Genomic DNA, 26,025 nt, shown 5'->3' on the forward strand with positions numbered 1-26,025 from the left:
CCCCAGCATCGCCCCCAAGGCGCCCGTGCCGGGTACGAGGGCACTGAACTTCAAGCCCTCGCTCAAACGCCTCCTCGGGTTGCTTCGCCCCGAGAAGGTGCTGCTCGGTGTGATTCTGGTGTTCGCCATCGCCAGCGTCGTGCTGACGGTCGCCGCGCCGTCGGTGCTCGGCCACGCCACCAACCTGATCTTCAACGGTGTGGTCGGCGAACAGCTGCCCGCTGGCTTGTCCAAAGACCAAGCGATTGCGGAACTTCGAGCGGACGGCCAGAACACCACCGCCGACATGGTCTCCGGCATGGATGTCGTTCCGGGCGTCGGTATCGACTTCTCCGCCGTCGGCTGGGTGCTGATCTTCGTGCTGGTGCTGTACGTGGCGTCCTCGCTGCTCGCGTGGGCGCAGGGTTATATGCTCAACATCGCTCTGCAGCGCACCATCCGCAACCTGCGTGCCAGCGTCGAGAAGAAGGTCCACCGACTGCCGCTGAAGTACTTCGATTCCCACACGCGCGGTGAGCTTCTCAGCAAGGTGACCAACGACGTCGACAACGTCTCCACCAGCCTGCAACAGACACTGAGCCAGCTGATCACCGGCGTGCTGACCGTGCTCGGCATCCTCGGTGTGATGATCTGGATCTCGCCGCTGCTGGCGCTGGTCGCGCTGCTGACCGTGCCGGCCTCGTTCGCCGTCACCGCGGTCATCGCCAAACGTTCGCAGCCGCACTTCGTCGACCAGTGGAAGCACACCGGCAAGCTCAACGGTCAGATCGAGGAAACCTACACCGGGCACGAGCTGGTCAAGGCGTTCGGCCGTCAGGCCGAGGTCGAACGCGAATTCGGCGAGCGCAACGACAAGCTGTTCCAGTCGAGCTTCCGTGCCCAGTTCATCTCCGGGATGATCATGCCGACCATCATGTTCCTCGGAAACCTGAACTACGTCATCATCGCGGTGGTCGGTGGCCTGCGGGTGGCGTCGGGCACCATCAGTTTGGGTGAGGTGCAGGCGTTCATCCAGTACTCGCGTCAGTTCACCCAGCCCCTCACCCAGGTCGGTGCGCTGGTCAACCTCGTCCAGTCGGGCGTCGCGTCCGCCGAGCGCATCTTCACGTTGCTCGACGCCGAGGACGAGAAGCCCGACCCTGCGGACGCGCGTGTTCCCGCAGTCGACACCGGCCGGGTCTCGTTCGAGAACGTTTCCTTCCGCTACCACGACGACCAGCCGCTGATCGAGGACCTCTCGCTCGTCGCCGAACCCGGACATCTCGTCGCCATCGTCGGCCCGACCGGTGCCGGAAAGACGACGCTGGTCAACCTGATCATGCGGTTCTACGAGATCGACTCCGGCCGTATCACCATCGACGGAGTCGACACCCGCGAGATGACTCGCGACGAGCTGCGCGAGCGAACCGGCATGGTGTTGCAGGACACCTGGCTCTTCGGCGGCACCATTCGCGACAACATCGCCTACGGCGACCCCAGCGCATCGGAGGAGGAAATTCTCGAGGCCGCACGGGTCAGCTACGTCGACAAGTTCGTCCACTCCCTGCCGAACGGGTACGACACCCTCATCGACGAGGAGGGCAACAATGTCAGTGCAGGTGAGAAGCAGCTGATCACCATTGCCCGGGCCTTCCTCGCCAAGCCGCTGATCCTCATCCTGGACGAGGCCACCAGCTCGGTGGACACCCGTACCGAACTGCTCGTGCAGAAGGCCACCGCGGCCCTGCGCAGCGACAGGACGAGTTTCGTCATCGCGCACCGGCTCTCCACCATTCGCGACGCCGATCTCATCGTCGTCATGGAGGACGGCCACATCGTCGAGCAGGGCGACCACGATTCGCTCCTCAGGAAGCGTGGGGCGTACCAGCGGCTGTATTCCTCGCAGTTCAGTTAGGCGCTCCGCGCATGTGCGCGGAAATACATGACCTGACACGTATTTCCGCGCACATGTGCGAAGCGCATAGGGTGGGCCCGTGAGCTCCCCGAACGACCCGTTCTTCAGTATCGACACCCGCCTCGACGACCGCCTCGGTCGCACCGGGACGATCCACACCCCGCACGGCGACATCGCGACCCCCGCGTTCATCGCCGTCGGCACCAAGGCGACGGTCAAAGCGGTCCTGCCGGAGGCGATGAAGGAACTCGGCGCCCAGGCCGTGCTCGCCAACGCCTACCACCTGTACCTGCAACCGGGTTCGGACATCGTCGACGAGGCGGGCGGTCTGGGTGCGTTCATGAACTGGGACGGCCCGACGTTTACCGACAGCGGCGGCTTTCAGGTGATGTCACTCGGGGTGGGCTTCAAGAAGGTCATCTCGATGGAGGTGGACCGCGTCGAATCCGACCACGTCATCGCCGAGGGCAAGGAACGGCTCGCACACGTAGACGACGACGGGGTGACCTTCAAATCGCATCTGGACGGTTCGCGTCACCGCTTCACCCCCGAGGTGTCGATGCAGATTCAGCATCGGCTCGGCGCCGACATCATGTTCGCGTTCGACGAGCTCACCACTCTGATGAACACCCGCGGGTACCAGGAGTTGTCGGTCGATCGCACCCAGGCCTGGGCGGAGCGCTGCGTGCTCGAGCACGAGCGGCTCACCGCAGAACGCGTCGGCAAGCCGTATCAGGCGCTGTTCGGGGTGGTGCAGGGCGCGCAGTACGAGGATCTGCGCCGCAAGGCCGCTCACGATCTCGAGACCATCACCGGGGAGACCGGGCGGGGTTTCGACGGCTACGGCATCGGGGGAGCGCTCGAGAAGCAGAACCTCGGCACCATCACCCGGTGGGTGAACGAGGAACTGCCCGAACACAAGCCGCGGCACATGCTGGGCATCAGCGAGCCGGACGACTTCTTCACTGCCATCGAGAACGGCGCCGACACCTTCGACTGCGTCAATCCCTCACGCGTGGCGCGCAATGCGGCAATCTACGTCCCGACGGGGCGGTTCAACATCAATACTGCCAAGCACCGCCGAGATTTCACGCCGATCGACGAGAACTGCGACTGCTACACGTGCGCGCATTACACCAGGGCCTACATCCATCACCTGTTCAAGGCGAAGGAGATGTTGGCTTCCACGCTGTGCACCATTCACAACGAACGATTCACGGTGAAACTGGTCGACGATATTCGAGCGTCGATCCAGCAGGGCAGTTTTCACGAGTTCAAGGACGAGTTTCTGGGCCGCTTCTATTCGACTCCATCGCTACGGTGAGGTAGTCGCCGAGTTCGCGCTGCAGGTTGTCGTCGAGGCTGCGCGCGAGGAGCGAGTTGACCGACCGCACCGCGAGTTCACGCAGCTGATCGAGCATGTCCGTCGTCGCGCCGACCTCGTCCTCGCCGGGTAGCCAACCGTCGCCGTGCTCGTCGACGATATGGCCCTTCGCGGTGGCGATCATGTCCTTGGCGATGCCGTCGATCGCACGGTGGATCCGCTCGTGCACATCGATGAGCGCTCCGATACGAAAGCCGAACTCGGACAGGGACATGATGCCTTCGAGGAGTTCACGGTCGGTGAACACACACGTCTGACCTTCCATGCGAACCAGACCGAGTGCCTCCAGACGTCCCAACTGCTCGCTCCCGCCGAGGAACTCATCTACCAGCGACATCGGAATCTCGAGCGAATCGTCGGTGGACCAATGCTCGGTGACGGCGTTCTGCAGCCCCAGCACCTCGGCTAGATCCTTGCCATTCTCCCACCCAGTGATGAAGTCGCCGATGTGTGAAGTGGTGAAACCGCGCTGCAGCAAGAGATCGATCAAACGCAGTCTGGCCAGGTGCGAGTCGCCGTAGATCCCCACACGGCCACGCTTCTCGGGCGGTGGCAGCAGGCCACGCTCGCGGTACGCGCGGACGTTGCGCGTGGTCGTGCCGGCGGCCTGGGCAAGTTCATCGATCCGATACTCCACCTGAAAAGGCCCTTCCGCCGGCACGACTGCTTTGCTACACGGTAGCGTCCAGGCGCGACGCCGACGTCGACGGTAGGTACTGCGTCACCGTGTAATCGTCGTAGTCGACCTCGGCGAGCTGGCCGACGTACTGGCTCGCGAAGCCGGGGAACATCGTCGCGTTGAATCCGTCCTCGGTGAGGTACCAGCTCGAGCAGCCCGAGTTCCACGTCGTCTTCTGCAGGCGTCGCTGCAGATCGGTGTTGTAGTCGAGTTGACGGTCCGCTCGCACGTCCAACACGGCCTCGCGGGCGAGTCCGTAGGAGATCGCGTCGACGAGATAGTCGATCTGGGCTTCCATGTACACCAGCGCCGAACTGTGGCCCGGTCCCGAGTTCGGGCCGAACGTGAAGTACATGTTCGGGTAGCCCGAGACCGCGATCGACTTGTAGGCCTTGGCGCCTGAGCTCCACTCGTCGGCGAGCACGCGCCCGTCCCGACCGGTGACGGGTACCGGCGTACCCGTCTTGGACACATCGAACCCGGTCGCGAAGACGATGACGTCGGCCTGATGCTCGATGCCCTCGACGGTGCGAATTCCCTTCGGCGCCAACCTGGCGATCGGCCAGGTCACCAACGTGCAGTTGTCCTTCTGCAGGGCGGGGTAGAAGGCGCTCGTCATGAGCAGCCGCTTGCACCCGGCACGGAAGTCCGGGGTGAGCTGGCGTCGCAGCCAGGGGTCCTTGACCTGGCGTCGGAGATGCATTTTCCCGACGCCTTCGACGACGCGGGTCAGTGGCGAATTCCAGACCACCCCGAGCGCGACGGACTCGTGTCCCCAGAACCAGGCCTTGCGGGCGAGCGTCTGGGTGGCGGGGAAGCGCCGGTAGATGTCCTTGGTGCGCTGGCTGGTTGCGAAATTGGTACGCGGCAGAGCCCAACCGGGCGTGCGTTGGAAGACTTTCACCGATTTCGCGACCTTCACGAGCTCGGGCACGATCTGGACTCCGGACGCACCGGTGCCGATGACGGCCACCTTCTTGTCGGTGAAGTCGTAGTCGTGATCCCAGCGGGCACTGTGGATCTTGTGACCCTCGTAGGATTCGATGCCGCGGATGGACGGGAAGCTCGCGTTGGCGAGCGGGCCGGAGGCCATCACCACCGATCGTGCTCGTACCGGGACCTGGTCGGTGAACGAGAGTTCCCACACCTGTTCGGCGTCGATCCAGCTCACACCGGTGACGTTGTGGCCGAGCCGCAGGAATGGACGTACGCCGAAGTCTTCGACCATGCGCTCGATGTACTGAAGGATTTCGGCGCTGCCGGAGTAGGTGTGCGACCAGTCGGGATTGGGTGCGAAGCTGTAGGAGTAGAGGCGGGACGGGATATCGCATGCCGCGCCGGGGTAGGTGTTGTCGCGCCAGGTCCCGCCGACGGCCGTTCCGCGCTCGAACACCGCGATGTTGTCGATGCGCTTCTGCTTGAGTCTGATTGCGGTGCCGATCCCGGCGAAGCCGCCGCCGATGATGGCGACCGAAAGCGGGAGTGGGCCAGTCTTGCTCATGCGACCGGCTCGTAGGTGAGTTCCTTGGACCAGGTCGGCTGGGGCCGCAGCATTCGCTTGGGATATTTGGCGGTGATCTTGACGAGGGAGTCGGCGAATTTGTGGTACGGATGTGCCCGGTTGATGACGACCCCGGAGTGCCAGCTGATGAAGCGGTACATCGGTAGGCGATTCGGGAATTCGCTTCTCTCGCCGACCTTCTTGAATCGACGCATTGCGGTGTAGAGGCGCTCCTCATCGACGCCCATGGCCACGATGTTGTCACGCATCTTGTTCAACAGTGGGATGTAGCGCAAGGTCCCGATGATCAGCGACGGATTCATCCAGGCGCCGGCGGTCTCGACCAGGATCTTGCGCATCTTGGCATGGCCGAGAAGCTCGATGACCTGGAAATCGACTGCGAGATGGCGAGATTCGTCGGAGTTGATCCTCTTGAATACTTCCTGACAGACGGGGTCGTCGATCTCGTCGACGATGAACTTCACCAATGCGCCGTCGAGCGCGACCTCGAGCATCGGGATGACGGTGCCGAGGACGGCCAGCGAGGTCTGGTCGGAGTACTTGTCCAGCCAGTCGATGACGAGTTTGACGTTGACGTTGGGCTGTGGGATCTCGTCGCCGTCGAGCATGCCCCACCGACGCATCAGCGCGAGTTCGGCATTGGCGTGCTTCTGCTCCTCGGCATGGAAATAGGTGTAGATCTCCTTGAGCGTGTCGGTCGGAGCCTTCTGTGCCATGGCCGCGAAGCCGCGCGCACCGACGTTCTCGATCCACATCAGGTCAGCCATGAACGGCTTGAGCTTGGTCCACAATTCATCACTGATGGTCTCGGCGCCCGGTGCGTCCCAGTCGATATCGGCCAACGCCCACTGCTTGTCCTTGATCTTGACGAGCATGTCGTCGAAATCGAACGCCATGTCAGACTCCTGCCTTCTCGGTTGATTCCTGTGGTGCGAACCGCCCCAGCAGCCCGAGGGTGCGGGTGTAGAGGGCCGGTGCGATGCGTTTGAGACGCCAGATGAGCTTGGCGTCGATCTGCGGGACGACATAGAGGCGTCCGCGGTCGTACTTGTTCAAGGTGTCCACGGCGATGCGTTCCGGGCTGAAACCGGTGCTCGCCATGAGCTTTCCAGCCAGCTTTGTTCCCGTGTCGGTGATCCGGCCGTCGATCGCGACATTGGTCTTGACGAACGTAGGGCACAGCACGGTGACGCGAATGCCGGTGCCGGACAGCTCGGCGGCCATGGTCTCCGACAGCGACATCACGCCTGCTTTGCCCACGTTGTACGGGCCCATCAGCGGGGCCGCGGCGAATCCTGCGGCGGAGGCGACGTTGATGAATCCGCCCTTCCCGGCGGCCCGCATGCCGGGGGTGAAGATCTCGCAGCCGTGGATGACGCCCCACAGGTTGATGCCGAGGGCCCAGTTTCAGTTGTCGAATCCGATGTCACCGACGGGTGTGCCGCCGATCCCGACTCCGGCGTTGTTGATCACCAGGGTGGGTGCCGCGCCGAAGGTCAGTTCGGCGAAGAGGGCGAGGTCCTCGACCTGTTCGCGAGAGGCGACGTCGCAGACGACGGGGTGGGCGGTGCCGCCGTTCTCGGCAATGAGTTGGACAGTTTCCTCGGCTCGGGCAAGGGAGATGTCCGCGCAGACGACCTCACCTCCGCGCTTGGCCAGTTCGAGTGCGAAGGCGCGGCCGATGCCGCTGCCCGCGCCGGTTACGACGGCGCGAGCGTTGTGGGACTCAGTCATGAGATCAGACTCACCCTAACCATGCCATTTGTCAATGGCGCAGTTTTCGACGGCGCCGTAATACGTGTCGGGGACGCGCGCTCGGGCGACGAAAAAGGGCCCGACCGGCTGTGCGGTCGGGCCCTGCTCGAAAGAGAAAGTGGTTACGCGTTCACGGGCTGCTGGTAGGTGGGCTCACGCTTCTTGATGTAGCCGATGACCTGGTAGGTGATGGGAAGCACGAGAATCTCGACGAGGGTCTTCCAGACGAATCCGACGATGACGTAGTTGATGAAGTCGTGCCACGTCGTGATGCCGATGACGCCCGCGGCAATGGCGCAGAAGATCAGCGTGTCAAAAAACTCGCCGACGATCGTCGACCCGATCAGGCGCGCCCACAGGTGCTTTTCCTTGGTGCGTTCCTTGATGGCAACGAGGACGAGCGAATTGAGCATCTGCCCGACGAAATAGCCCGCCAGGCCTGCAAGTACGAGGCGTGGCACGACCCCGACCACCGTTTCGAGGGCTTCCTGATTCTCGTAGAAGCCCGCCACCGGGAGTTCGATGACGATGAAGAAGCACACTGCCGTCAAGATGATCGACCCGAAGCCGAGATAGATCGCGCGTCGGGTCGCCTTGAAGCCGTAAACCTCACTGAGCACATCGCCGAGGATGTAAGCGAGAGGAAACAGGAAGAAAGCGCCGTCGGTATTGATCGGCAACACCTGGAACGGGCCGAGGAAGAAACTGGAATCACCGAAGAACGCGACGCCCTTGCTCGCCGTCACATTCGAGATGATGAGGACCGCCGTGAACAGGGCCACGAGCGTCGGATAGTAACCACGGCTGACGTGGGCGAATCGCGCCACGGCTCCGGGTGCGTCATCGAATTTCTGAGCTGTCACTCGCCAATCCAAGCACGACAAAACCCCAGGAGAGAATCGCGTCCTTTATGTCTCGATAATCCACGGGGTGCGGGGAAGTGCGGCGGGATCGAAGCGTCGCAGCAGCTGCTCAACCGTGACGGGCTCGTCCGGAGCAGCGAGCTCGAGCGACTGAGCCATGATCGAGAGCACGTCCCGAGGCCCCAATCCCAGCGCGGCTTGATCCTCGAGCGTGACTGCGCCGTCGCGCTTGGCAAGCCTGTTTCCCTGCGAGTTCAGCGCGAGCGGCACGTGCGCGTAGGTCGGAACCGTGATGCCGAGCAGCGTGGCCAGATATGCCTGACGCGGCGAGGACGACAACAGGTCGTCGCCGCGCACCACCTGGTCAACCCCCTGATCTCCGTCGTCGACGACGACAGCGAGGTTGTAGGAGGGCACGCCGTCTACACGGCGGAGCACGACATCGTCGACCTGCCCGTGAAACCTTCCGACCACGACGTCGTCGACGGCGAATTCGGTCACCTCGGCGCGCAGACGCAGGGCCGGCGGACGGGTCTGCGCTGATTTCTGCGCCTCGGTCAGATTCCGGCAGGTTCCGGGATAAGCCCCGGCCGGAGCGTGCGGAGCCGACGCCGCCTCGAGAATCTCCCGACGCGTGCAAAAACACTCGTACGTCAGGCCGGCTGCGGTGAGGAACGCGATCGCGTTCTCGTAGAGCGCGGTGCGCTGCGACTGACGCACCACCGGTCCGTCCCAGTCCAACCCGATTGCCCGCAGGTCCGCGAGTTGCCGGGCCTCGGAGCCCTCGCGGACGCGATCGAGATCCTCCATGCGCATCAGGAACCGACGGCCGGACGAACGCGCGAAGAGCCATGCCAGCAGCGCCGTGCGCAGGTTGCCCAGATGCAGGTCACCCGAGGGACTCGGAGCGAAGCGGCCTGACGTCACGACGGTGTCCTTTCCGGGTGGCCGAGTAGCGCGGACTGCTGCGCCGCCGCCGACGACCGAATGGCGTCGACGACGTGTGCCACCTCGGGTCGTCGTAGCGTCTCCGCTCGCGAGACCAGCCAGTAGTCCAACCGCACGGCCACCTCCTGTGGGAGCAAGCGGATCAGGTCGTCGTGGCGGTCGGCCATGAAGCAGGGGAGCAGGCCGATCCCGGCTGCCGCGCGGGTCGCCTCGACGTGGACGAAGACATTGGTCGAGGTCACCGATTCACGCATGAACGGCGCAAAACCGGGTGCGATATCGAGATCGTCCACCTGCAGCATCGAGTCGATGAAGTAGACCAGGGGATGGGCGCGTAGGTCGTCCTTGGATTCCGGCGTGCCGTTTTCGTCGAGGTAGGTCTGCGAGGCATAGAGGCCGAGGTAGTAGTCGCTGAGCTTGACCGCTTCCGCCCGGTGCACCTGTGGTTCCCCGACGACGATCTCGACATCCATTCCCGAGCGCTGCTGCGAGGCTCGTCGCGTGGTGGCGACGATCTCGACGGAAATCCCCGGATGACGACGCCTGACCTGCGCAACGGCCGGTGCGATCACGAACGCGCTGAAGCCGTCCGTCGCGGAGACTCGCACGACACCCTCGGCGTCTTCGTTCGGGCCGATCAACGATCGGACCGCCGCTTCGATGTTCTCGGCTGCGGTCAGCGCGTCTCGGCCGCGTGCGGTCAGTTCCCATCCGCTACCGGACCTGGCCAGGACGCGGCCACCGAGGCTCGTTTCCAGGGCGGCGATCCGTCGGGAAATGGTGGTGTGGTTGAGCCCGAGAATGTCGGCCGCGGCGTTGTACCTGCCCGTACGGCCGACAGCGAGCAGTATCAGCAGGTCGTCTGCGCTGGGTAGCCTGCCGGAATCTGCCTGACCGAAAGTCACGTGTGCATTCTTGCAGATCATGGGTGCGTTGTTGGTCATTGTGGTGCGCACTTGTATGCATCGATACTCGGGCTTATCGCTTTCGATGTGGGCGCGGTCACAATCGCCACGCCTGCGAATCCACATCACTGAAGCCACATCACTGAGGGAGCAGCATGAGCGTCGACCAACACACACCGGGAGGCCCGGACCCGGACGCCACCCCCACCGGGCTCAAGAAGGTCGTCGGGGCATCGATGGCCGGCACCATCGTCGAGTGGTACGAGTTCTTCCTCTACGGAACCGCCGCGACCCTGGTCTTCTCCAAGGTGTTCTTCGCAGCCGGCACCAGCGAGCTCGACGCCATCCTCGCCGCTTTCGTCACCTACGCCGTCGGCTTTTTCGCCCGACCGCTCGGCGGAATAGTCTTCGGCCACTTCGGTGACAAACACGGTCGCAAGAAGCTGCTCCAGTTCAGTCTCGTCCTCGTCGGCGGCGCAACATTCCTCATGGGCTGCCTACCGACGTTCAACCAGATCGGCTACTGGGCCCCCGCCCTCCTCGTGGCGCTCCGTTTCATCCAGGGCTTCGCGGTCGGCGGTGAATGGGGTGGTGCGGTGCTGTTGGTGGCCGAGCACAGTCCCAACAAATCACGTGGCTTCTGGGCCAGCTGGCCGCAGGCGGGCGTGCCCGCCGGCAACCTGCTCGCCACCGTCGTGCTGCTTGTCCTCACCGCCACACTGTCCGACGAGGCCTTCCTCAGCTGGGGCTGGCGCGTTGCCTTCTGGCTCTCCGCCGTCATCGTCTTCGTGGGCTACTACATCCGCACCAAGGTGACCGACGCCCCGATCTTCCTCGAGGCGCAGAAGCAGGCCGAGGTCATCAAGGCCGCGTCGTACGGCGTCTTCGAGGTGCTCAAGCGTTACCCGCGCGGGGTGTTCACGGCCATGGGCCTGCGGTTCGGCGAGAACGTCATGTACTACCTCGTCGTCACGTTCACGATCACCTACCTCAAGGTCGAGGTCGGGACGGATACCCAGACGATCCTGTGGTGGATGCTCGTCGCGCACGCAGTGCACTTCGCAGTCATCCCGCTCGTAGGCAAGCTGGCCGACCGCATCGGCCGACGACCGGTCTACATGTTCGGCGCCATCACAGCCGGCACCTGGGGCTTCTTCGCGTACCCGATGTTCAACAGCGGCCACAACGCCGTCATCATGGCCGCGATCATCATCGGCCTGGTCTGCCACGCCTTCATGTACGCCACGCAACCGGCGATCATGGCCGAAATGTTCCCGACGCGGATGCGCTACTCCGGGGTGTCCCTCGGCTACCAGGTGACGTCCATCGTGGCCGGTTCGCTCGCACCCATCATCGCGGTGTGGCTGTTGAACAGGTACAGCTCCGCGGTACCGATCGCGTGGTACCTGGCCGGGGCCTGCGCCATCACCGTAGTAGCCGTCTTCGCAGCGCGTGAAACGAAGGGCCTGGCGCTGGAGACGATCGACCTCGCCGACGCCAAGAACCTCGCAACCGAAGCCGAATTGTTGAACGCGGGCCTCAAGTGACGACCCTTTCCGGACGTTCCGCGCTGGTCACAGGCGGAGCGTCCGGTATCGGGGCCGCGTGCGCGCGCGAACTGGCTGCGCGTGGCGCGACGGTGACCATCGCCGACGTCGACGAGGTCGCAGCCAAAGAACTCGCGTCGGAACTGGGCGGTGACGCCTGGGCGGTGGACCTGCTGGAAACGGCCTCCTTGGAAGAGCTGACGCTCGACGTCGACGTCCTCGTCAACAACGCCGGGATCCAAACCGTCGCGCCGATAGTCGATTTCGATCCCGCAGCATTTCGACGAATCCAGACGTTGATGGTCGAGGCGCCGTTCCTGCTGATCCGGGCAGTGCTGCCTGGCATGTATTCGCGCGGGTTCGGCCGAATCCTCAATGTCTCCTCGGTGCACGGCCTGCGAGCCTCGCAGTACAAGGTCGCCTACGTCACCGCCAAGCACGCCCTCGAAGGACTGTCGAAGGTGACCGCCCTCGAAGGCGGCGGGCGCGGTGTCACAAGCAACTGCGTCAACCCCGGCTACGTCCGAACGCCTTTGGTGGAGAAACAGATTGCCGATCAAGCCGCGGCACACGGGATCGACGAGCATCAGGTGCTCGAGCAGGTCATGCTGACCGAGAGTGCGATCAAGCGACTCGTCGAGCCTTCCGAGGTCGCCTCCCTGGTCGGGTGGCTGGCGTCCTCGGATGCCGGGATGGTCACCGGAGCGTCGTACACCATGGACGGAGGGTGGTCGGCGCGCTGAGGTTCTGGCGTTGGCTGTTTGCCGGTTGCCGGTTCGCTGTTTGCCGTTTGCCGTTTGCCGCATGAATGGACCATTGCAACTGTCTGAGCGTTGTGATGGCACATTCATGCGGGTCTACAGACGGCGCGGCGCGCAGCCGGAACCGAATTCCGACAGCTTCCGTCCCCTGGCTGAAACTTGAACTGCCGGGCCTCGGGTTCGGGACCGCACGCTCGGATGCCGCCGCCGGTGACCGTCGACGCAGCCACCGACAAGAGCAGCGGATGAGAAAACCCCCGCAACTCGATGAGTTGCGGGGGTTTCTGGCGGAGGATAGGGGATTTGAACCCCTGAGGGCGTTAACCCAACCCGCGTTCCAGGCGAGCGCCATAGGCCACTAGGCGAATCCTCCGTGGATCACCATACCGGGTAACCCCCTCCAGATCCCAAATGGGCTCACCCGGCGACCGCATCGGTGCTGCTCGCGACCGCTTCGGGGGGTGCTCGCGACCGTATCGGGGGTGGCCGCGACCGTATCGGGGGTGGCCGCGACCGCATGAATGGTCCATTCATACGCCCAGACGGCTTGAATGTGCCATTCATGCGGCGGGGTGGGACTCATGCGGCGGGGTGGGACGGGTGCGGCGGGGTAGGACTCATGCGGCGGGGTGGGACGGGTGCGGCGGGGTGGGACGGGAACCGGCCCGGGTGCAGCCGCCGAGGGGGACCGATGAGCCGCGGGGAGAGGACGGCTACACTCTTCAATGGATCCCGCGCGGCGCGCATCCTGTGAACTCCCCCAGGGCCGGAAGGCAGCAAGGGTCAACGGGCTCTGCCGGGTGCGCGGGGTCCCCTTTACTTTCAGGGACCAGACGCTCAGGGGTCTGCACGAACTGCCCCGACACGGAAAGGCCGCTCCACATGTCAGCGCAAACCCAATTGGGGTTGATGAACCATGAGGAGCTCGCCTCGGAGCATGAGCGCCAGACGGCGAAGTACTCCCAGCTGAAGTCCGAGAACCTCGCTCTCGATCTCACCCGCGGCAAGCCCTCGCCGGAGCAGCTCGATCTCGCTGCCGACCTGCTGACGCTCCCCGGTGACGACTACCGCGACGGCAAGGGCACCGACTGCCGCAATTACGGTGGCCTCGCGGGTCTGCCGGAACTTCGCGCAATCTTCGGTGAGCTCCTGGGCATTCCCGTCGAGAACCTGCTGGCAGGCAACAACGCGAGCCTCGAGATCATGCAGGACCTCGTGGTGTGGGCGCTGCTACATGGCGTGCCCGACTCCCCGCGGCCGTGGTCGGCCGAACCGAACATTCGCTTCCTGTGCCCGGCCCCCGGTTATGACCGCCACTTCGCGATCACCGAGAGCTTCGGCATCGACATGATCCCGATTCCGATGCTTCCCGACGGTCCGGACATCGCCGAGATCACCACGCTGGTGGCGTCGGATCCGTTGATCAAGGGGATGTGGGCCGTCCCGAACTACGCCAACCCGACAGGCGCGGTGTACTCCGAGAACGTGGTGCGCACGCTGGCGACGATGCCCGCAGCCGCACCGGATTTCCGGTTGTTCTGGGACAACGCATATGCAGTGCACCCGCTGACCGAGGAATTCGCGCCCTCGTACGACATTCTCGGTTGGGCCGCCGAGGCCGGCAATGCCAATCGTCCATTCGTCTTCGCATCGACGTCCAAGATCACTTTTGCCGGCGCGGGCGTCAGCTTCCTGGGCGGCTCCGACGTGAACCTCGAGTGGTACCAGCAGCATTTGGGCAAGAAGAGTATCGGTCCGGACAAGCTCAATCAGTTGCGTCACTTGCGATTCTTCGGTGATGCCGAGGGTGTCCGTGCGCACATGGCCAAGCACCGCGAGATCCTGGCGCCGAAGTTCGCGCGGGTACTGGAAATCCTCGACGACCGCCTAGGTGCGTCGAAGATCGCCTCGTGGACCGAGCCGAAGGGTGGCTATTTCATCTCCCTCGACGTGCTCGAAGGCACCGCGACTCGGTCCATCGAGCTGGCGAAGGACGCCGGCATCGCGCTGACCGCGGCAGGCTCGGCCTTTCCGTATCGAAACGATCCCGAGGATCGCAATATCCGACTGGCTCCGAGCTTCCCGTCGCTCGATGAGCTCGAGAAGTCGATGGACGGGGTGGCGACCTGCGTGCTCCTCGCCGCAACGGAAAAGCTGCTCCGCATGTGAGTGGAAATACGTGTCCCACTGTGTATTTCCACTCACATGCGCGAAGCGCCTAGTGCCCGACGACCACTGCGCCCTCGGGGGCCTCAGGTAACAGTCCCGGCTTGAGGACGACGGCGGAGATGACAGCCCCGAGCAGGAAGATGCCGGTGGCCCACCAGAATGTGGTGGTGTAGCTGGCGATCTCGGCATTGGCCTGCAGCGCGAGCGCATCGGTCGCCGTCGCGACGTTGTCGGTGACGTAGTTCGCTGCCGCAGTGGCCCCGATGGTGCTCAGCAGGGCGGTGCCGATGGAGCCGCCGATCTGTTGCATCGTGTTGACGGTCGCCGACGCGACTCCCGAGTCGTCGGGGTCGACTCCCGAGACAGCGCCCTGCATGGCTGGTGCCATCGTGGCTCCCAGGCCGACGCCCATCACGACAAGGCCGGGCAGGATGTGCGTCGTATAGCTGCTGTCGACTCCGATCTGCGTCAGATATCCCATCCCGGCAGCCGCCAGGATGAGGCCGGTGGTCATCAGCACACGCGGTCCGAAGCGCGGTAGCACGATCGAGGTGGACAGCGTGGCGGTGATGATGAGCGAGACGATCATCGGCATGAAAGCGAAGCCGGTGCTGATCGGGGTGAAACCGAGCGTGTTCTGCAGGTAGTACGTGAGAAACAGGAACACTGCGAACATTCCTGCCCCGGTGACGAAGACGGCGAGGAACGACCCTGCGCGCGTCCGGTCGAGGATGATTCGCAGCGGCAGCAGCGGGTGCTCGACGCGCCTCTGAATGGCGAAGAACGCTCCGAGCAACACGACACCGGCGACCAGGAACGCGATGGTGACGTTGTTTGACCAGCCGTCGGATTCGGCGTGAGCGAAACCGTAGACGATGGCGAAGAGCGCGGCGGAGACGGTCACCGTGCCGGGGATGTCGAGCCGCGGACGGACGTCGACTTTGTGCTTGGCGAGCAGGATGAACCCGGCCACGAAAGCGAAGGCCGCGAAGAACAGATTGACGTAGAGGCTCCAGCGCCAGCTCGCCCATTCTGTGAGCATGCCCCCGAGCAGCAGTCCCAATGCACCGCCGCCGCCTGCGATGGCACCGAAAATACCGAATGCTCGTGCTCGTTCCTTCGGGTCGGTGAACGTGGTCGCGAGGAGCGAGAGCGCGGCGGGGGCCAGCAGAGCGCCGAAGACGCCCTGGCCGGCGCGGGCCGCGACCAACATGCCGAGGTTCACCGCTGCGCCGCCGGCCGCGGACATGATGGCGAAGCCCACCAGGCCGACGAGGAATGTGTTGCGGCGACCGAAGAGATCGCTCAGTCGTCCGCCCAGGAGCAGCAAGCTTCCGAACGCGAGGGCATACGACGTGACCACCCAGGATCGGTTGCTGTCGTCGAAGCCCAGATCGAGCTGAGCTGCCGGTAGCGCGATGTTCACGATGGTGGCGTCGAGCACCACCATCAGCTGGGCGAGGCCGAGGGTGGCCAGAATGAGCCAGCGGTTGCGGTGTGATTTGGCTGCGGTGGTGTCGTCCCCGGTGTGTTCCGACGACGACACATCGTCTGGTGTCAGTGCGGTCATGATGTCCCCTGATCGACTATTCGGAGGTGTACCCTCCGCTTATGCCACGAAGGTAGCAGCTAACCGGAGGAGACGCCTCCACTTATCGGATGAAACGGACATTCAATGACTGTGAGAGCGGACACATCGGCGATCGGTGTCGACAAGCCGCTGCGTGCCGACGCCGAACGTAATCGCCGACGCATCATCGACGCGGCACGCGAGTTGTTCGCCACGCGCGGCATCGACATCACGCTCGACGAGGTCGCGGCCCACGCCAAGGTCGGCGTAGGGACGGTGTATCGACGGTTCGCGTGCAAGGAAAACCTCATCGACGGTGTCTTCGAGCAGCGTCTCGAGGACGTGCTGCTCATCGCTCAGGAAAGCCTCGAGATCGACGACGCCTGGGACGGCCTCGCGATGTTGCTCGAGAGGGTCTGCGAGGGGATCTCGGCCGACCGGGGGCTCAACGACGTCTTGATGGGCACGGACGAGGGGCGCAAGGGTATCGCGAGGATGCGCGAACGTATCGACCCGTTCATCGAGAGAATCGTTGTTCGGGCACGTGAATCGGGTGCCCTTCGTGCGGATGTCGAGGTGAACGACTTCTTCGCGATCATCGCGATGGTGGCCGCCGCCGCCGAACTGAGCTTTGCGATCGAACCGTCGAACTGGCGGCGCTACTTCACGATCATGCTCGACGGTTTGCGCGCCGAGGCCGGGGTCGTCACTCCGCTCCCGGGGCGAGCGTTCACGAGCGAGGAGATTGTGGAGACCAAAGCTGCGATGCACGGCCGCCGTCGCTGATTGTTGTTCGGCACAGCAAGTGCGCCCGATCCTCGTCGTGCATGCCGCTCCCGTTGTGCACAGTCCCAACTGTGCTCAGTGCGGTCGTGATCGGCGCAACCTGGGCCTTGGCGCTGTGGGCTTCCTCACGTAATGTGCCTCCAGAGCGTTACTACTGCCCGGTAAGTCCGCGGGCGCCGAACAGAGATCAACGGGGGTTACATGCGAGTGTCACGGGTTCTTGGAGCAGCGATCGGTGCTGCCTTGCTTACGGCGACCATGGCGACGCCCAGCGCGCTCGCCCAGCCCCCGTCTGGATCGTCCACCGGCTCGACGGTGGAGTCGGATTTCTATCTGCCGCCGAGTCCACTGCCCGCAGGTTCACCGGGGGACCTGATCCGCTCGGAGCCATCGCACCTTGCGATCTCGCTACCCGCAATCGGCGGGACTTTGCCGGGGGTGGCAACCCGAATCATGTACCGCAGCAACGATTCCAATGGCGAAGCCAATGCAGTGACAGGCACATACATCGACCCGGCAGCCGAATGGACGGGTCCCGGGCCGCGTCCGCTCGTCGTGGTCGCGCCCGGCACGCAGGGGCAGGGCGACCAGTGTGCGCCGTCGAAGATGCTCAACCACCTCATCACCTACACCCCGCCGATCGGCCCAATGGTCGAGTACGAGGTGCTCGCCGCCTATTCGTTCCTCGTCCAGGGATACGGCGTTGTGATCACCGACTACGACGGTCTCGGCACCCCCGGCGCGCACACCTACGTCAACCGCGCGGCCGAGGCGCACGCAGTGCTCGACGCAGCGCGTGCGGCGCAGCGACTGTCGGGTACCAAGATCTCCGGGAACGGCCCGGTCGGCGCGTACGGCTACTCGCAAGGCGGCGGCGCCGCCGCAGCAGCCGCCGAGCTCGCCGATGAGTACGCTCCCGAGCTGGACCTCGTCGGAACGTACGCGGGTGCACCGCCTGCCGATCTGAAGAAGGTACTCGAACAGGTCGATGGCACGATCCTCACCGGCGTAATCGGCTACACACTCAACGGGCTGCTCGAATCGGATCCCCATCTGCGACCGTTGGTCGACGCAAACATCAACGACGCCGGCCAAGCGATGCTGAACATGGTGGCAAATCAGTGCGCCGGTGAGACGATTCTGACTGTCGGACTACGCCGTACGCAGCAGTACACCAACAGCGGCGAACCGCTGTCGGTCATCCTGGATCGCCTTCCGGAGGCGCAGGAGGTTCTCGCCAAGAACAAGATCGGCGAGCGCACTCCCAGTGCACCGGTGCTGATTCAATCGGGCACCTCGGACGATATCGTTCCCTTCGGTCAGGCCGAAGAACTCGCCGGAGCCTGGTGCGGTCAGGGCGCAACGGTTCAGTTCAGTGCCACCAACCTCCCGCCGCTCGTGCCAGGATCCGGTGCAGGCCATATCATTCCGGCCATTCCAGGGTTCCTCGGTATGGGAGAGGCGCAGGCCTGGATGAAGGACCGCTTCCACGGAGTACCTGCGCCGACCAACTGCCGATGACCCCCATGTACGGGTCGTGCGTTCTCAGCGCGGCCCGTACATGATCACTGCCACGCCGATCAGGCAGATCGAGGCACCGGTGATGTCCCACCGGTCCGGGCGGAAACCGTCGGCGACCATGCCCCAAGCAAGGGAACCGGCGACGAACACGCCACCGTAGGCCGCGAGAATGCGGCCGAAATTGGCGTCGGGCTGCAGGGTCGCGACGAACCCGTACAGGCCGAGGGCGATCACCCCGGCGCCGATCCAGATCCAACCGCGGTGCTCGCGCACACCCTGCCAAACGAGCCAGGCACCGCCGATCTCGAACAGGGCCGCCACGCCGAACAGCAGGACCGACTTCAGAACCGTCACAGGGCGCAATCGTCCCATATCTGCGCAAGGGGGTGTAGAAAGAGCGTGTTCCGGGTATGAGAGTGCGAACGCGCAACGATGAGGATCAACGACAATGCTGAACAACGCGAACGATCACGAGGTGGCTGGCCGCCGTGCGTGAGTCCTATACCCTTCAACTCGACGATCTGGCATCCGACCTGGCGCAGATGTGCCACTTGGCCGAGGTCGCCATGGCGTCGGCTACTCGCGCGTTGTTGACTGCCGACCTGGCCTTGGCCGAAGAGACCATCAGTAGCCGTGAACCGATCGACGTACTCGCCGTGGAGTGGGAGCAGAAGGCTTTTGCTTTGCTCGCACTCCAGGCTCCTGTCGCAATGGACCTTCGAAGCACCGTGAGCGGCATCCATATCGTCGCTGACCTGCAACGGATGGGTGGGCTCGCGATACACATCGCCGAGTTGGCTCGCCGTCGTCACCCCGCCCACGTGCTGCCGCCCGAGGTCGAGGGTGTGTTCGCCGAGATGGGCCGCGTCGCGGTCGACCAAGCGCACGCCACGCGCGCGGTGCTGCTCGGCCGCGATGCCGATCTGGCCGCCGAACTGCAGACCAAGGACGAGGCGATGGACGAGCTGCACCGCAGCCTGTTCATCCTGACCTCCGCGCCGGACTGGCCGCACGGGGTGGCGGCCGCGGTCGACATCACGCTGCTGGGGCGCTTCTACGAACGGTTCAGCGATCACACCGTGGAAGTGGCCAAACGCGTCATCTTTCTCGTCACCGGCGAGTTCCGTCCGGAGGAGTCGTGACCGAGGGGTCACTCGAACTGCACACAGAGCCCACTGGTGGCAGTATCAGCCAAATGAAACGTGACGTCTCGGCCTATCTCGACGTGGATGTCACCGAGGCCAGCACCCTCGAGTTCCAGATCGCCATCGCCCCGCATCCCGGAGCCGACGTGTGGGAAGCGCTCTCGTTCAGCCTCGATGGTCAGCCCGTCGACGCCCAGGAGATCAGTGGTGCGCACGGCACTCGCATCCACAAGCTGTACTGCGGTGTGGGCAAGCTCGAGGTCTCGTACTCGGCGACCATCTACGGCAACGCCGATCCGGCGCCCGTCTCCGACTACGACCTGTCGCTGTACCTGCGGCCGAGTCGCTACGCCGAGGCGGACAAGTTCTTCGGTTTCGCTGCAACAGAATTCGGATCCTACGAGCCGTCGGAGAAGTTGCTGGCCGAGGTGTCCTCGTGGGTCGGTTCACGGTTGAGTTACGTACCGGGCAGCAGTGATCCGATCGATGGAGCCGCCGACACGCTGCTCGCCGGTGCCGGAGTCTGCCGCGACTACACGCATCTGGTTGTCGCGCTGCTGCGCGCGGTGAACGTGCCGGCCCGGCTCGTGGCCGTCTACGCGCCGGGCTGTGATCCGATGGACTTCCATGCCGTCGCCGAGGCGTTCGTCGACGGTCAGTGGCGAGTGGTCGATGCCACGTGCCTGGCACCGCGTTCGACTCTCGTACGCATCGCGACCGGTCGCGATGCGGCCGACACGGCATTCCTCGACAACCACGGCGGGTCCATCATCCTCAACAGCGCCACCGTGGGAGCCATCGTCGACGGCCCACTCCCGTTCGACGACATCACCCAACTGGTGTCGATCACCTAGATCGACGGCAGTGCCGGAGAAGTGACATGATCGAGGTCATGTCTGTCACATTGCACCTGGTCGGCGACCCCGAGGCCGATGCGCTCCTCGCCGAGGATCCGTTCGCGCTGCTAATCGGGATGTTGCTCGATCAGCAGGTGCCGATGGAGTCGGCGTTCGCCGGCCCGAAGAAACTCGTCGACCGGCTCGGTGACCTGAAGGTGAACACCATCGCCGCGGCCGATCCGGAAGAGTTCGCAGCCGTGTGCGCCACAACGCCTGCCGTGCACCGATTTCCGGGGTCCATGGCCAAGCGGATCCAAGGCCTCGCCGAGTACCTGGTGGAGAACTACGACGGCAAGCCCGATCAGATCTGGCGTCGCGACGACCCCGATGGCGCAGAAGTGTTGAAACGTCTCAAAGCCTTGCCGGGGTACGGCGACCAGAAGGCGCGAATCTTCCTGGCACTGCTCGGTAAGCAGATGGGTGTCACACCGGAGGGCTGGCGCAGCGCCGCAGGTGCTTACGGTGACGAGGGAGCCCGCAGATCGATCGCCGACGTCGTCGACGCGCAGTCTCTGCTCGAGGTCCGGGAGTTCAAGAAGGCCGCAAAGGCGGCAGCAAAGAAGAAGTGACGACGTACGAGGATTGGCTCGCTGGTCTCGGTGCCGATCGGCTTGAAACGCTGCTGCGGCTGCGCCGGGATGTTGCGCTCGATCCGCCGCCCCGCACCTTCGACTCTCTGACGTATCTGCTGTACACGCCGCGGTCCATCACGGCAGCGCTGCGATCGGTCGACCGTAGCGCCTTGCTCGTGCTTGCAGCGTTGGAGGAGAACTGCACACGGGCCGAGCTCGGGGCCCGATTCGACGAGGGCGGCACCAACACCACCGAAGACATCGACCGGGCGCTCGCTGAACTCGTCGACCGCGGAATTGTCTGGCCCAGCGCCGCACACAGCTATCGGACCTCACCGCTGGATGGGCGCACGATCGATATCGACACGATCCCGCACCTGGCGCCGCCGCCTCTGCGGCCGATCCGGGTGTCCCCACCGTCCTCGCAACAACTGGCGCTCGCCCGATACTGCGATACCGCCGATGCGGTCCTCACCGAGGTGGATTCGGGTTCGGTCCCCGTGCTCAAATCGCGCGGAATCGGGGCCCGGGTGGTGAAGTCGCTGGCCAAGACCGTCAAAGACGATGAGCTCGTCGTCGAACTCGTGCTCACCCTCGGTGCGGCTGCCGGGCTGATCACCGCCGATGGCGACCTCGCCCGATGTACCACCTCGTTGGCTGCCTGGCGCGAATCGGAACGCGAGGTGAAATGGGCACGATCGGTGGCGCTGTGGTGGTGCTCGGGAGGATCGCCGACGAACAGGGCTCCGTCGAAGGACAAGGCAACCCCGGTGCTGCGGATGACCACCCATTGGCCGTCGACCACCCGTCTGCGACACCGAATGATCGCCGAGATGCCATCTGCCGGTGTCGGCTCGGAGCGCGAGGCGGCGGCGTACTTCGAATGGGCCATGCCCGATCTCGTCGACGAAGCCCAGCCCGGTGACGTCGCCGCGATCTGGCGCGAGGCAATGATCCTCGGAGTTCTGGTCGATGGGTGTCCGAGCGAACTGTCGTCGGAACTGGGGCGACTCGTTTCGGCGGACGTCGAGGACGTCGTGCTCGCATTGAAACCGGCGGCGCGGAGAATCGTCGACTCCTCGGCGTGCACGCTGCACCTGCTGCCTGACCTCACTGCGGTGGTGGCAGGCCCGGTGAGCGACCGGATTTCGGCCCTTCTGACAGCATCGGCCGAAGCCGAATCGAAGGACGCGGCGTCGACGTGGCGGTTCACCCCGACCTCGGTGCACCGATGCCTCGACGCCGGGGGAACCGCCGAAGGGCTACTGGCGGAGCTGTCCGACACCGCTGCAACGGTCATTCCACAGTCGCTGGAGTACTTGATCAACGATTGCGCGCGTCGCCACGGAATCGCCGAGGCAATGGTCGACCATGGTTACGCCCCGCTCACACGCTCGGCAGCTTCCGCGAGGGCGACCCCGAGCAGCTTCGCTGACCGATCCCTGTTGATCGAACGCACGGGTTTCGATCCGGCGACGTTGGCCGCCCACCTCGTGTCCGGAACGCCCGTCGAGGTCGATCTCGACCGCGTGGCACACAGGCTGCGGGTCGGGGCCGGGTTGCCGGCCCGCGATTGCGTCGCACTGGCCGGTGCGGTCTCGCACGGCGAACCTGTTGCCGTCGACCTCGTCGACCGAAAGTCGGGAATTGTCAGGGACGAGTTGCGTGATGCGGTTCTCGACGCAGGCGTCGTTCACGCATGGTCGCTGCGGGCGAACGGCCGACGCAGTATCGAACTGACGAGTATCCGGATGGTGCGGGCGCTGCGGTCCTAGGCATCCATCCGAGCCGACTCGCTCATCTCGCGTTCGAGTTCGGCGCGGATCTCGGCGATGTAAGCCCCGGGCGCGGAGCGGATACGGGTCATCGCCCGTTCCAGTGGTTGAGCCTGCGGTTCGTGTTCCATGCTCCACAAGACCATCTCGAAGAGCACCGGCAGCGCGTCGACAGCTCTTGGGGTCGGGACGTACTTGACCTGGTTGCGTTCGCTACCGCCCACTCGGTTTACCAGGTCGGCGGCTTCGAGTCGCTTGAGTCGATCCATCAGCACGCTGGTCGAGATCCGTTCGTCGGAGTCGAGGAATTCCACCGGACGTCGTTTGCCGACGAGCAGCATGTCGCGCAGCACCAGCAACGTCCACGGATCCCCGAATACCTCGAGAAACATGTTCATCGGGCACGTAGATTTTCCAACCGCGCGTTTCATGTCTTCCAGCATACCCGAAAACATTTGCATGATCAGAATGTTGAGATACGATTGTCGGCGAACCATCGACTACCCGCAGTTCTCGAACCAAGGAGTACTTATGCAACAGAACGTGATCGACACTGTCTCCGCGATGACCGCTGCCCTCGAACGCGGCGATATCGACACCGTCATGTCCTTCTACGTCGACGACGCGGTGGTGGCATTCGAGCCCGGCGAACCCGTACGCGGTGAGCAGCATCTGCGGGCCGGGTTCGCGGCCTTCGCCGCGGCAAAACCGGAATTCAGGTATGACGACGGACACGAGGTCATGACCACCGGCGACATCGCGGTGCACATCGCGCCGTGGACGATGAGCGGCACCGCCCCCGACGGCACACTGATCGTCGACAGCGGACTGTCGGTGGCTACCCTGCGCCGCCAGGTCGACGACAGTTGGAAGATCATGCTCGACAACCCCTTCGGAGCTCGCCTCATCTCCTGACCAGTGCGCCGAGAAAACTCGACACGGAACGGCCAGAGCCGGTGGGGCCGAGTGCGCGAGGCGGTTCTTTTCGGCTGTGCCGGGGCATCGCTGCCGGTGTCGGTGACCGCCGGTACCCTCTGACCCGTGGCTCTCTACCGGAAGTACCGTCCCGCGACGTTCGCCGAGGTCGTCGGTCAGGAGCATGTCACCGAACCCCTGTCCATCGCGCTCGACGCCCATCGGATCAACCACGCGTACCTCTTCTCCGGGCCCCGGGGATGCGGAAAGACCTCGTCGGCACGCATTCTGGCGCGATCGCTCAACTGCTCGGAAGGCCCGACGTCGACGCCCTGTGGCGTCTGCAACTCGTGCGTGGCACTCGCCCCGGGCGGCCCGGGCAACTTCGACGTCGTCGAGATGGACGCGGCCAGCCACGGCGGCGTGGACGATGCCCGCGATCTCCGCGACAAGGCCGTGTACGCACCGGCTGAATCGCGCTACGTCATCTTCATCATCGACGAGGCCCACATGGTCACGACGGCAGGCTTCAACGCTCTGCTCAAGGTCGTCGAAGAGCCGCCGGAGCATCTCGTCTTCATCTTCGCCACGACGGAGCCCGAGAAGGTGCTGCCGACGATTCGGTCCAGAACGCATCACTACCCGTTTCGTCTGCTGCCGCCGTCGACGATGCGAGGTCTGCTCGAAAAGATCTGCGCGCAAGAGGCCGTGGCGGTCGAAGATCCGGTATTTCCGCTGGTCATTCGGGCGGGCGGCGGGTCACCGCGTGACTCGCTCAGTGTGCTCGACCAGTTGCTCGCAGGTGCTGGCCCGGAGGGCGTGACCTACCCGCGGGCCCTTTCGCTGCTCGGTGTCACCGACGTCGCCCTCATCGACGAAGCCGTCGACGCACTGGCTGCGGGAGACGGTGGGTCGCTGTTCGGAACCATCGACAAGGTCGTCGACGCCGGTCACGATCCACGACGGTTCGCCACCGACCTTCTCGAACGGCTCCGCGATCTGATTCTGCTCAGAGCGGTTCCCGACGCGGGAGAGCGCGGACTCGTCGACGTGCCCGGTGACGTGCTCGAGCGGTTGCACGAGGAGTCGCAGCGCATCGGTTCGGCGACCTTGGCGCGGTACGCAGAGATCGTCCATTCGGGGTTGGGGGAGATGCGCGGTGCGACTGCCCCGCGCCTGCTGCTCGAGGTGATGTGCGCGCGTATGTTGCTGCCCTCGGCTTCCGATGCCGAATCGGCCGTGTTGCAACGCCTCGAGCGGCTCGAGCGTCGTCTCGACGTCACCCTGCCTGCTGGTGAACAGGCTGCCGTGGACCGGGTAGCAGACGATCGCGTGGCCCCGCCGCGGCAGCCCGAGGTGGCTGCGCCCGCCGCCGACGCGCCCCCTCCGAAGTTCGTGCGTCCCTCACAGCGGCCCGCGGCCGAGCCGGAGCCGACGCCGGAACCGACACCCGAGCCGAAACCTGCGCCCGAACCAAAGCCCGAACCACAGCCCGTGGCGACGCCCGAGCCCGAGCCTGAACCCGCGCCGGAGCCGGTGCCCGAATCGACCCCTGAACCTGAACCTGAACCTGAACCGACACCCGAGCCCGTGCCGGAACCTGAACCGACACCCGAGCCCGTGCCGGAACCTGAACCGACACCCGAACCGGAACCGGAACCGACACCCGAGCCTGCACCGGCGGCCTCCACACAGCCCGATGCGGCCGCTGTGCGCGCTGTCTGGTCGGAGGTCCGGACAAAGGTCCGTGAGCGCAGCCGCACCGTCGAGGTGATGCTCTCCGGCGCATCCGTGCGGGCCGTCGACACCGAAACCATCACGCTCGGCCACGACTCGGCGCCGCTGGCCAAGCGACTGCAAGAACCCCGCAATGCCGATGTCATCCGGGATGCGCTGCGTGATGTATTCGGCGTGGACTGGGCGGTGACGTGCGTGGTCGGAGCAACTGCTCCAGCCGAAGAAGCCCCGGTGGTCAAGTCAGCCACCGAGGCCGCGAAAGCGCCCACAGCGAAGTTCTCTCGTCCCAGTCAGAGCAGACCGGCCCGCAGCACCGACGACGCGTTCGGCTCGGCTGGAGATGGTTCCGGCGGCGGGGCGGCCAGCGGCGTCCGATCCAGCGACGCCGACGACGACATTCCGCCACCCGAGGCGCCGGACTATCCGGACGAGTCCGAACCGGCGGGACCGCCGCCACCGGAAACGCCAGAGGACGAGGAAGAGCTGCTCAAAGCGGCAGCGGAACCAGCGGACCCCTCGGTCCGCCGTGACCCGGAGACCGTCGCGATGGAGCTGCTGCAATCTCAGCTCGGCGCCACACCGCTCAAGGAGTAGGTCAGCAGCGGAGTTGACCTCGGGAACCGACGGGACCTGTGTCCCTGGTGCCCGGGACGGTGGGCACCGCACAGTGTTTCGCGA

General features: G+C 64.7%; 22 protein-coding genes, 1 tRNA gene, 1 other RNA gene and 1 pseudogene. 14 read left to right on the forward strand and 11 right to left on the reverse strand.

Annotation, left to right across the window (positions count from 1 at the left end; genetic code table 11):
- The first annotated feature begins 7 nt into the window (after positions 1-7).
- Entirely contained in the window at positions 8-1,894 is a 1,887-nt protein-coding gene (locus J1M86_RS04625; RefSeq protein WP_206509148.1) for an ABC transporter ATP-binding protein, read from the forward strand.
- Positions 1,895-1,973: 79 nt separating this feature from the next.
- The gene (gene tgt / locus J1M86_RS04630) at positions 1,974-3,218 is read left to right on the forward strand and encodes a tRNA guanosine(34) transglycosylase Tgt (protein ID WP_206508977.1); all 1,245 of its coding nucleotides are present in this window, start codon (positions 1,974-1,976) and stop codon (positions 3,216-3,218) included.
- Here the strand turns inward: tgt and J1M86_RS04635 are convergent.
- The 7 genes and pseudogenes from J1M86_RS04635 to J1M86_RS04665 all read right to left on the reverse strand — a co-directional run bounded on the left by J1M86_RS04635 (position 3,169) and on the right by J1M86_RS04665 (position 9,971).
- Positions 3,169-3,915 (reverse strand): MerR family transcriptional regulator, encoded by a 747-nt coding sequence (locus tag J1M86_RS04635; RefSeq protein ID WP_206509149.1) that lies wholly within the window; start codon positions 3,913-3,915, stop codon positions 3,169-3,171. The two genes, tgt and J1M86_RS04635, sit on opposite strands and share 50 nt — an antisense overlap.
- A 34-nt stretch (positions 3,916-3,949) precedes the next feature.
- Positions 3,950-5,458: an NAD(P)/FAD-dependent oxidoreductase gene (locus J1M86_RS04640; RefSeq protein ID WP_206508978.1), complete on the reverse strand. Its 1,509-nt coding sequence runs from the start codon at positions 5,456-5,458 to the stop codon at positions 3,950-3,952.
- Positions 5,455-6,375 carry a reductase gene (locus J1M86_RS04645; protein WP_075838607.1) on the reverse strand — a complete coding sequence of 307 codons (921 nt, stop codon included), beginning with the start codon at positions 6,373-6,375 and terminating at the stop codon, positions 5,455-5,457. Before J1M86_RS04645 ends, J1M86_RS04640 begins: the two co-directional genes overlap by 4 nt.
- A 1-nt stretch (position 6,376) precedes the next feature.
- Positions 6,377-7,213: pseudogene (locus J1M86_RS04650) on the reverse strand (SDR family NAD(P)-dependent oxidoreductase).
- Between the two features lie 143 nt (positions 7,214-7,356).
- Entirely contained in the window at positions 7,357-8,097 is a 741-nt protein-coding gene (locus tag J1M86_RS04655; protein ID WP_075838608.1) for a queuosine precursor transporter, read from the reverse strand.
- 45 nt (positions 8,098-8,142) lie between these two features.
- Positions 8,143-9,024: a tRNA glutamyl-Q(34) synthetase GluQRS gene (gene gluQRS / locus J1M86_RS04660; RefSeq protein WP_206508979.1), complete on the reverse strand. Its 882-nt coding sequence runs from the start codon at positions 9,022-9,024 to the stop codon at positions 8,143-8,145.
- Positions 9,021-9,971, reverse strand: a complete 951-nt coding sequence (locus J1M86_RS04665) for a LysR family transcriptional regulator (RefSeq protein ID WP_230557359.1) — start codon at positions 9,969-9,971, stop codon at positions 9,021-9,023. Before J1M86_RS04665 ends, gluQRS begins: the two co-directional genes overlap by 4 nt.
- 134 nt (positions 9,972-10,105) lie before the next feature.
- On the opposite strand from J1M86_RS04665, the gene J1M86_RS04670 reads away from it, so the two are divergent.
- Entirely contained in the window at positions 10,106-11,497 is a 1,392-nt protein-coding gene (locus tag J1M86_RS04670; RefSeq protein ID WP_206508981.1) for an MFS transporter, read from the forward strand.
- Complete coding sequence (locus J1M86_RS04675; protein WP_206508982.1) at positions 11,494-12,240, forward strand: 3-hydroxybutyrate dehydrogenase; 747 nt, start codon at positions 11,494-11,496, stop codon at positions 12,238-12,240. The genes J1M86_RS04670 and J1M86_RS04675 overlap by 4 nt, the downstream gene beginning before the upstream one ends.
- 303 nt (positions 12,241-12,543) lie before the next feature.
- Here J1M86_RS04675 and J1M86_RS04680 read toward each other — a convergent pair.
- Positions 12,544-12,631, reverse strand: a tRNA-Ser gene (locus J1M86_RS04680).
- A gap of 351 nt (positions 12,632-12,982) precedes the next feature.
- Here J1M86_RS04680 and ffs point away from each other — a divergent pair.
- An RNA gene (ffs, locus tag J1M86_RS04685) (signal recognition particle sRNA small type) lies at positions 12,983-13,077 on the forward strand.
- A 63-nt stretch (positions 13,078-13,140) separates the two neighbouring features.
- Positions 13,141-14,427 carry an aminotransferase class I/II-fold pyridoxal phosphate-dependent enzyme gene (locus tag J1M86_RS04690; protein WP_206508983.1) on the forward strand — a complete coding sequence of 429 codons (1,287 nt, stop codon included), beginning with the start codon at positions 13,141-13,143 and terminating at the stop codon, positions 14,425-14,427.
- 49 nt (positions 14,428-14,476) lie between these two features.
- Here J1M86_RS04690 and J1M86_RS04695 read toward each other — a convergent pair whose 3' ends face one another.
- Entirely contained in the window at positions 14,477-15,997 is a 1,521-nt protein-coding gene (locus J1M86_RS04695; RefSeq protein ID WP_206508984.1) for an MFS transporter, read from the reverse strand.
- Positions 15,998-16,102: 105 nt separating this feature from the next.
- Between J1M86_RS04695 and J1M86_RS04700 the strand changes: the two genes are divergently transcribed.
- Both J1M86_RS04700 and J1M86_RS04705 read left to right on the forward strand, forming a co-directional pair.
- The gene (locus J1M86_RS04700) at positions 16,103-16,783 is read left to right on the forward strand and encodes a TetR/AcrR family transcriptional regulator (RefSeq protein WP_206508985.1); all 681 of its coding nucleotides are present in this window, start codon (positions 16,103-16,105) and stop codon (positions 16,781-16,783) included.
- Between the two features lie 201 nt (positions 16,784-16,984).
- Positions 16,985-18,304, forward strand: a complete 1,320-nt coding sequence (locus tag J1M86_RS04705; RefSeq protein WP_241259549.1) for a lipase family protein — start codon at positions 16,985-16,987, stop codon at positions 18,302-18,304.
- A 24-nt stretch (positions 18,305-18,328) separates the two neighbouring features.
- On the opposite strand, the gene J1M86_RS04710 is transcribed toward J1M86_RS04705, so the two are convergent.
- Positions 18,329-18,658, reverse strand: a complete 330-nt coding sequence (locus J1M86_RS04710; RefSeq protein ID WP_206508986.1) for a YnfA family protein — start codon at positions 18,656-18,658, stop codon at positions 18,329-18,331.
- Positions 18,659-18,792: 134 nt separating this feature from the next.
- On the opposite strand from J1M86_RS04710, the gene phoU reads away from it, so the two are divergent.
- From phoU to J1M86_RS26805, 4 genes are read left to right on the forward strand one after another with little or no spacing between them, the layout of a single operon-like run.
- The gene (gene phoU / locus J1M86_RS04715; protein ID WP_206508987.1) at positions 18,793-19,446 is read left to right on the forward strand and encodes a phosphate signaling complex protein PhoU; all 654 of its coding nucleotides are present in this window, start codon (positions 18,793-18,795) and stop codon (positions 19,444-19,446) included.
- Positions 19,447-19,499: 53 nt separating this feature from the next.
- Positions 19,500-20,303, forward strand: a complete 804-nt coding sequence (locus J1M86_RS04720) for a transglutaminase family protein (RefSeq protein ID WP_075838523.1) — start codon at positions 19,500-19,502, stop codon at positions 20,301-20,303.
- A gap of 38 nt (positions 20,304-20,341) precedes the next feature.
- Positions 20,342-20,917, forward strand: coding sequence for an HhH-GPD-type base excision DNA repair protein (locus J1M86_RS04725; protein WP_206508988.1), 576 nt, complete (start codon positions 20,342-20,344; stop codon positions 20,915-20,917).
- Positions 20,914-22,695 carry a helicase-associated domain-containing protein gene (locus tag J1M86_RS26805; RefSeq protein ID WP_206508989.1) on the forward strand — a complete coding sequence of 594 codons (1,782 nt, stop codon included), beginning with the start codon at positions 20,914-20,916 and terminating at the stop codon, positions 22,693-22,695. The genes J1M86_RS04725 and J1M86_RS26805 overlap by 4 nt, the downstream gene beginning before the upstream one ends.
- Here the strand turns inward: J1M86_RS26805 and J1M86_RS04735 are convergent.
- The gene (locus J1M86_RS04735) at positions 22,692-23,126 is read right to left on the reverse strand and encodes a helix-turn-helix domain-containing protein (RefSeq protein WP_206508990.1); all 435 of its coding nucleotides are present in this window, start codon (positions 23,124-23,126) and stop codon (positions 22,692-22,694) included. The two genes, J1M86_RS26805 and J1M86_RS04735, sit on opposite strands and share 4 nt — an antisense overlap.
- Before the next feature lie 100 nt (positions 23,127-23,226).
- On the opposite strand from J1M86_RS04735, the gene J1M86_RS04740 reads away from it, so the two are divergent.
- On the forward strand, positions 23,227-23,610 hold the full coding sequence (locus J1M86_RS04740) for a nuclear transport factor 2 family protein (RefSeq protein WP_206508991.1): 384 nt from the start codon (positions 23,227-23,229) through the stop codon (positions 23,608-23,610).
- Between the two features lie 126 nt (positions 23,611-23,736).
- On the forward strand, positions 23,737-25,941 hold the full coding sequence (locus J1M86_RS04745) for a DNA polymerase III subunits gamma/tau (RefSeq protein ID WP_307786523.1): 2,205 nt from the start codon (positions 23,737-23,739) through the stop codon (positions 25,939-25,941).
- Positions 25,942-26,025: the final 84 nt, after the last annotated feature.

It is taken from the genome of Rhodococcus sp. KRD197 (assembly GCF_017168235.1).
Lineage (GTDB): Bacteria > Actinomycetota > Actinomycetes > Mycobacteriales > Mycobacteriaceae > Rhodococcoides.

Bases quoted from the DNA above. Each gene is read 5' to 3' on its own strand.
- J1M86_RS04640 (WP_206508978.1), bottom strand. From the start codon at position 5,458: ATGAGCAAGACTGGCCCACTCCCGCTTTCGGTCGCCATCATCGGCGGC.
- J1M86_RS04645 (WP_075838607.1), bottom strand. From the start codon at position 6,375: ATGGCGTTCGATTTCGACGACATGCTCGTCAAGATCAAGGACAAGCAG.
- J1M86_RS04665 (WP_230557359.1), bottom strand. From the start codon at position 9,971: ATGATCTGCAAGAATGCACACGTGACTTTCGGTCAGGCAGATTCCGGC.
- J1M86_RS04670 (WP_206508981.1), top strand. From the start codon at position 10,106: ATGAGCGTCGACCAACACACACCGGGAGGCCCGGACCCGGACGCCACC.
- J1M86_RS04690 (WP_206508983.1), top strand. From the start codon at position 13,141: ATGTCAGCGCAAACCCAATTGGGGTTGATGAACCATGAGGAGCTCGCC.
- J1M86_RS04695 (WP_206508984.1), bottom strand. From the start codon at position 15,997: ATGACCGCACTGACACCAGACGATGTGTCGTCGTCGGAACACACCGGG.
- J1M86_RS04700 (WP_206508985.1), top strand. From the start codon at position 16,103: ATGACTGTGAGAGCGGACACATCGGCGATCGGTGTCGACAAGCCGCTG.
- J1M86_RS04705 (WP_241259549.1), top strand. From the start codon at position 16,985: ATGCGAGTGTCACGGGTTCTTGGAGCAGCGATCGGTGCTGCCTTGCTT.
- J1M86_RS04720 (WP_075838523.1), top strand. From the start codon at position 19,500: ATGAAACGTGACGTCTCGGCCTATCTCGACGTGGATGTCACCGAGGCC.
- J1M86_RS04725 (WP_206508988.1), top strand. From the start codon at position 20,342: ATGTCTGTCACATTGCACCTGGTCGGCGACCCCGAGGCCGATGCGCTC.
- J1M86_RS04735 (WP_206508990.1), bottom strand. From the start codon at position 23,126: ATGAAACGCGCGGTTGGAAAATCTACGTGCCCGATGAACATGTTTCTC.
- J1M86_RS04740 (WP_206508991.1), top strand. From the start codon at position 23,227: ATGCAACAGAACGTGATCGACACTGTCTCCGCGATGACCGCTGCCCTC.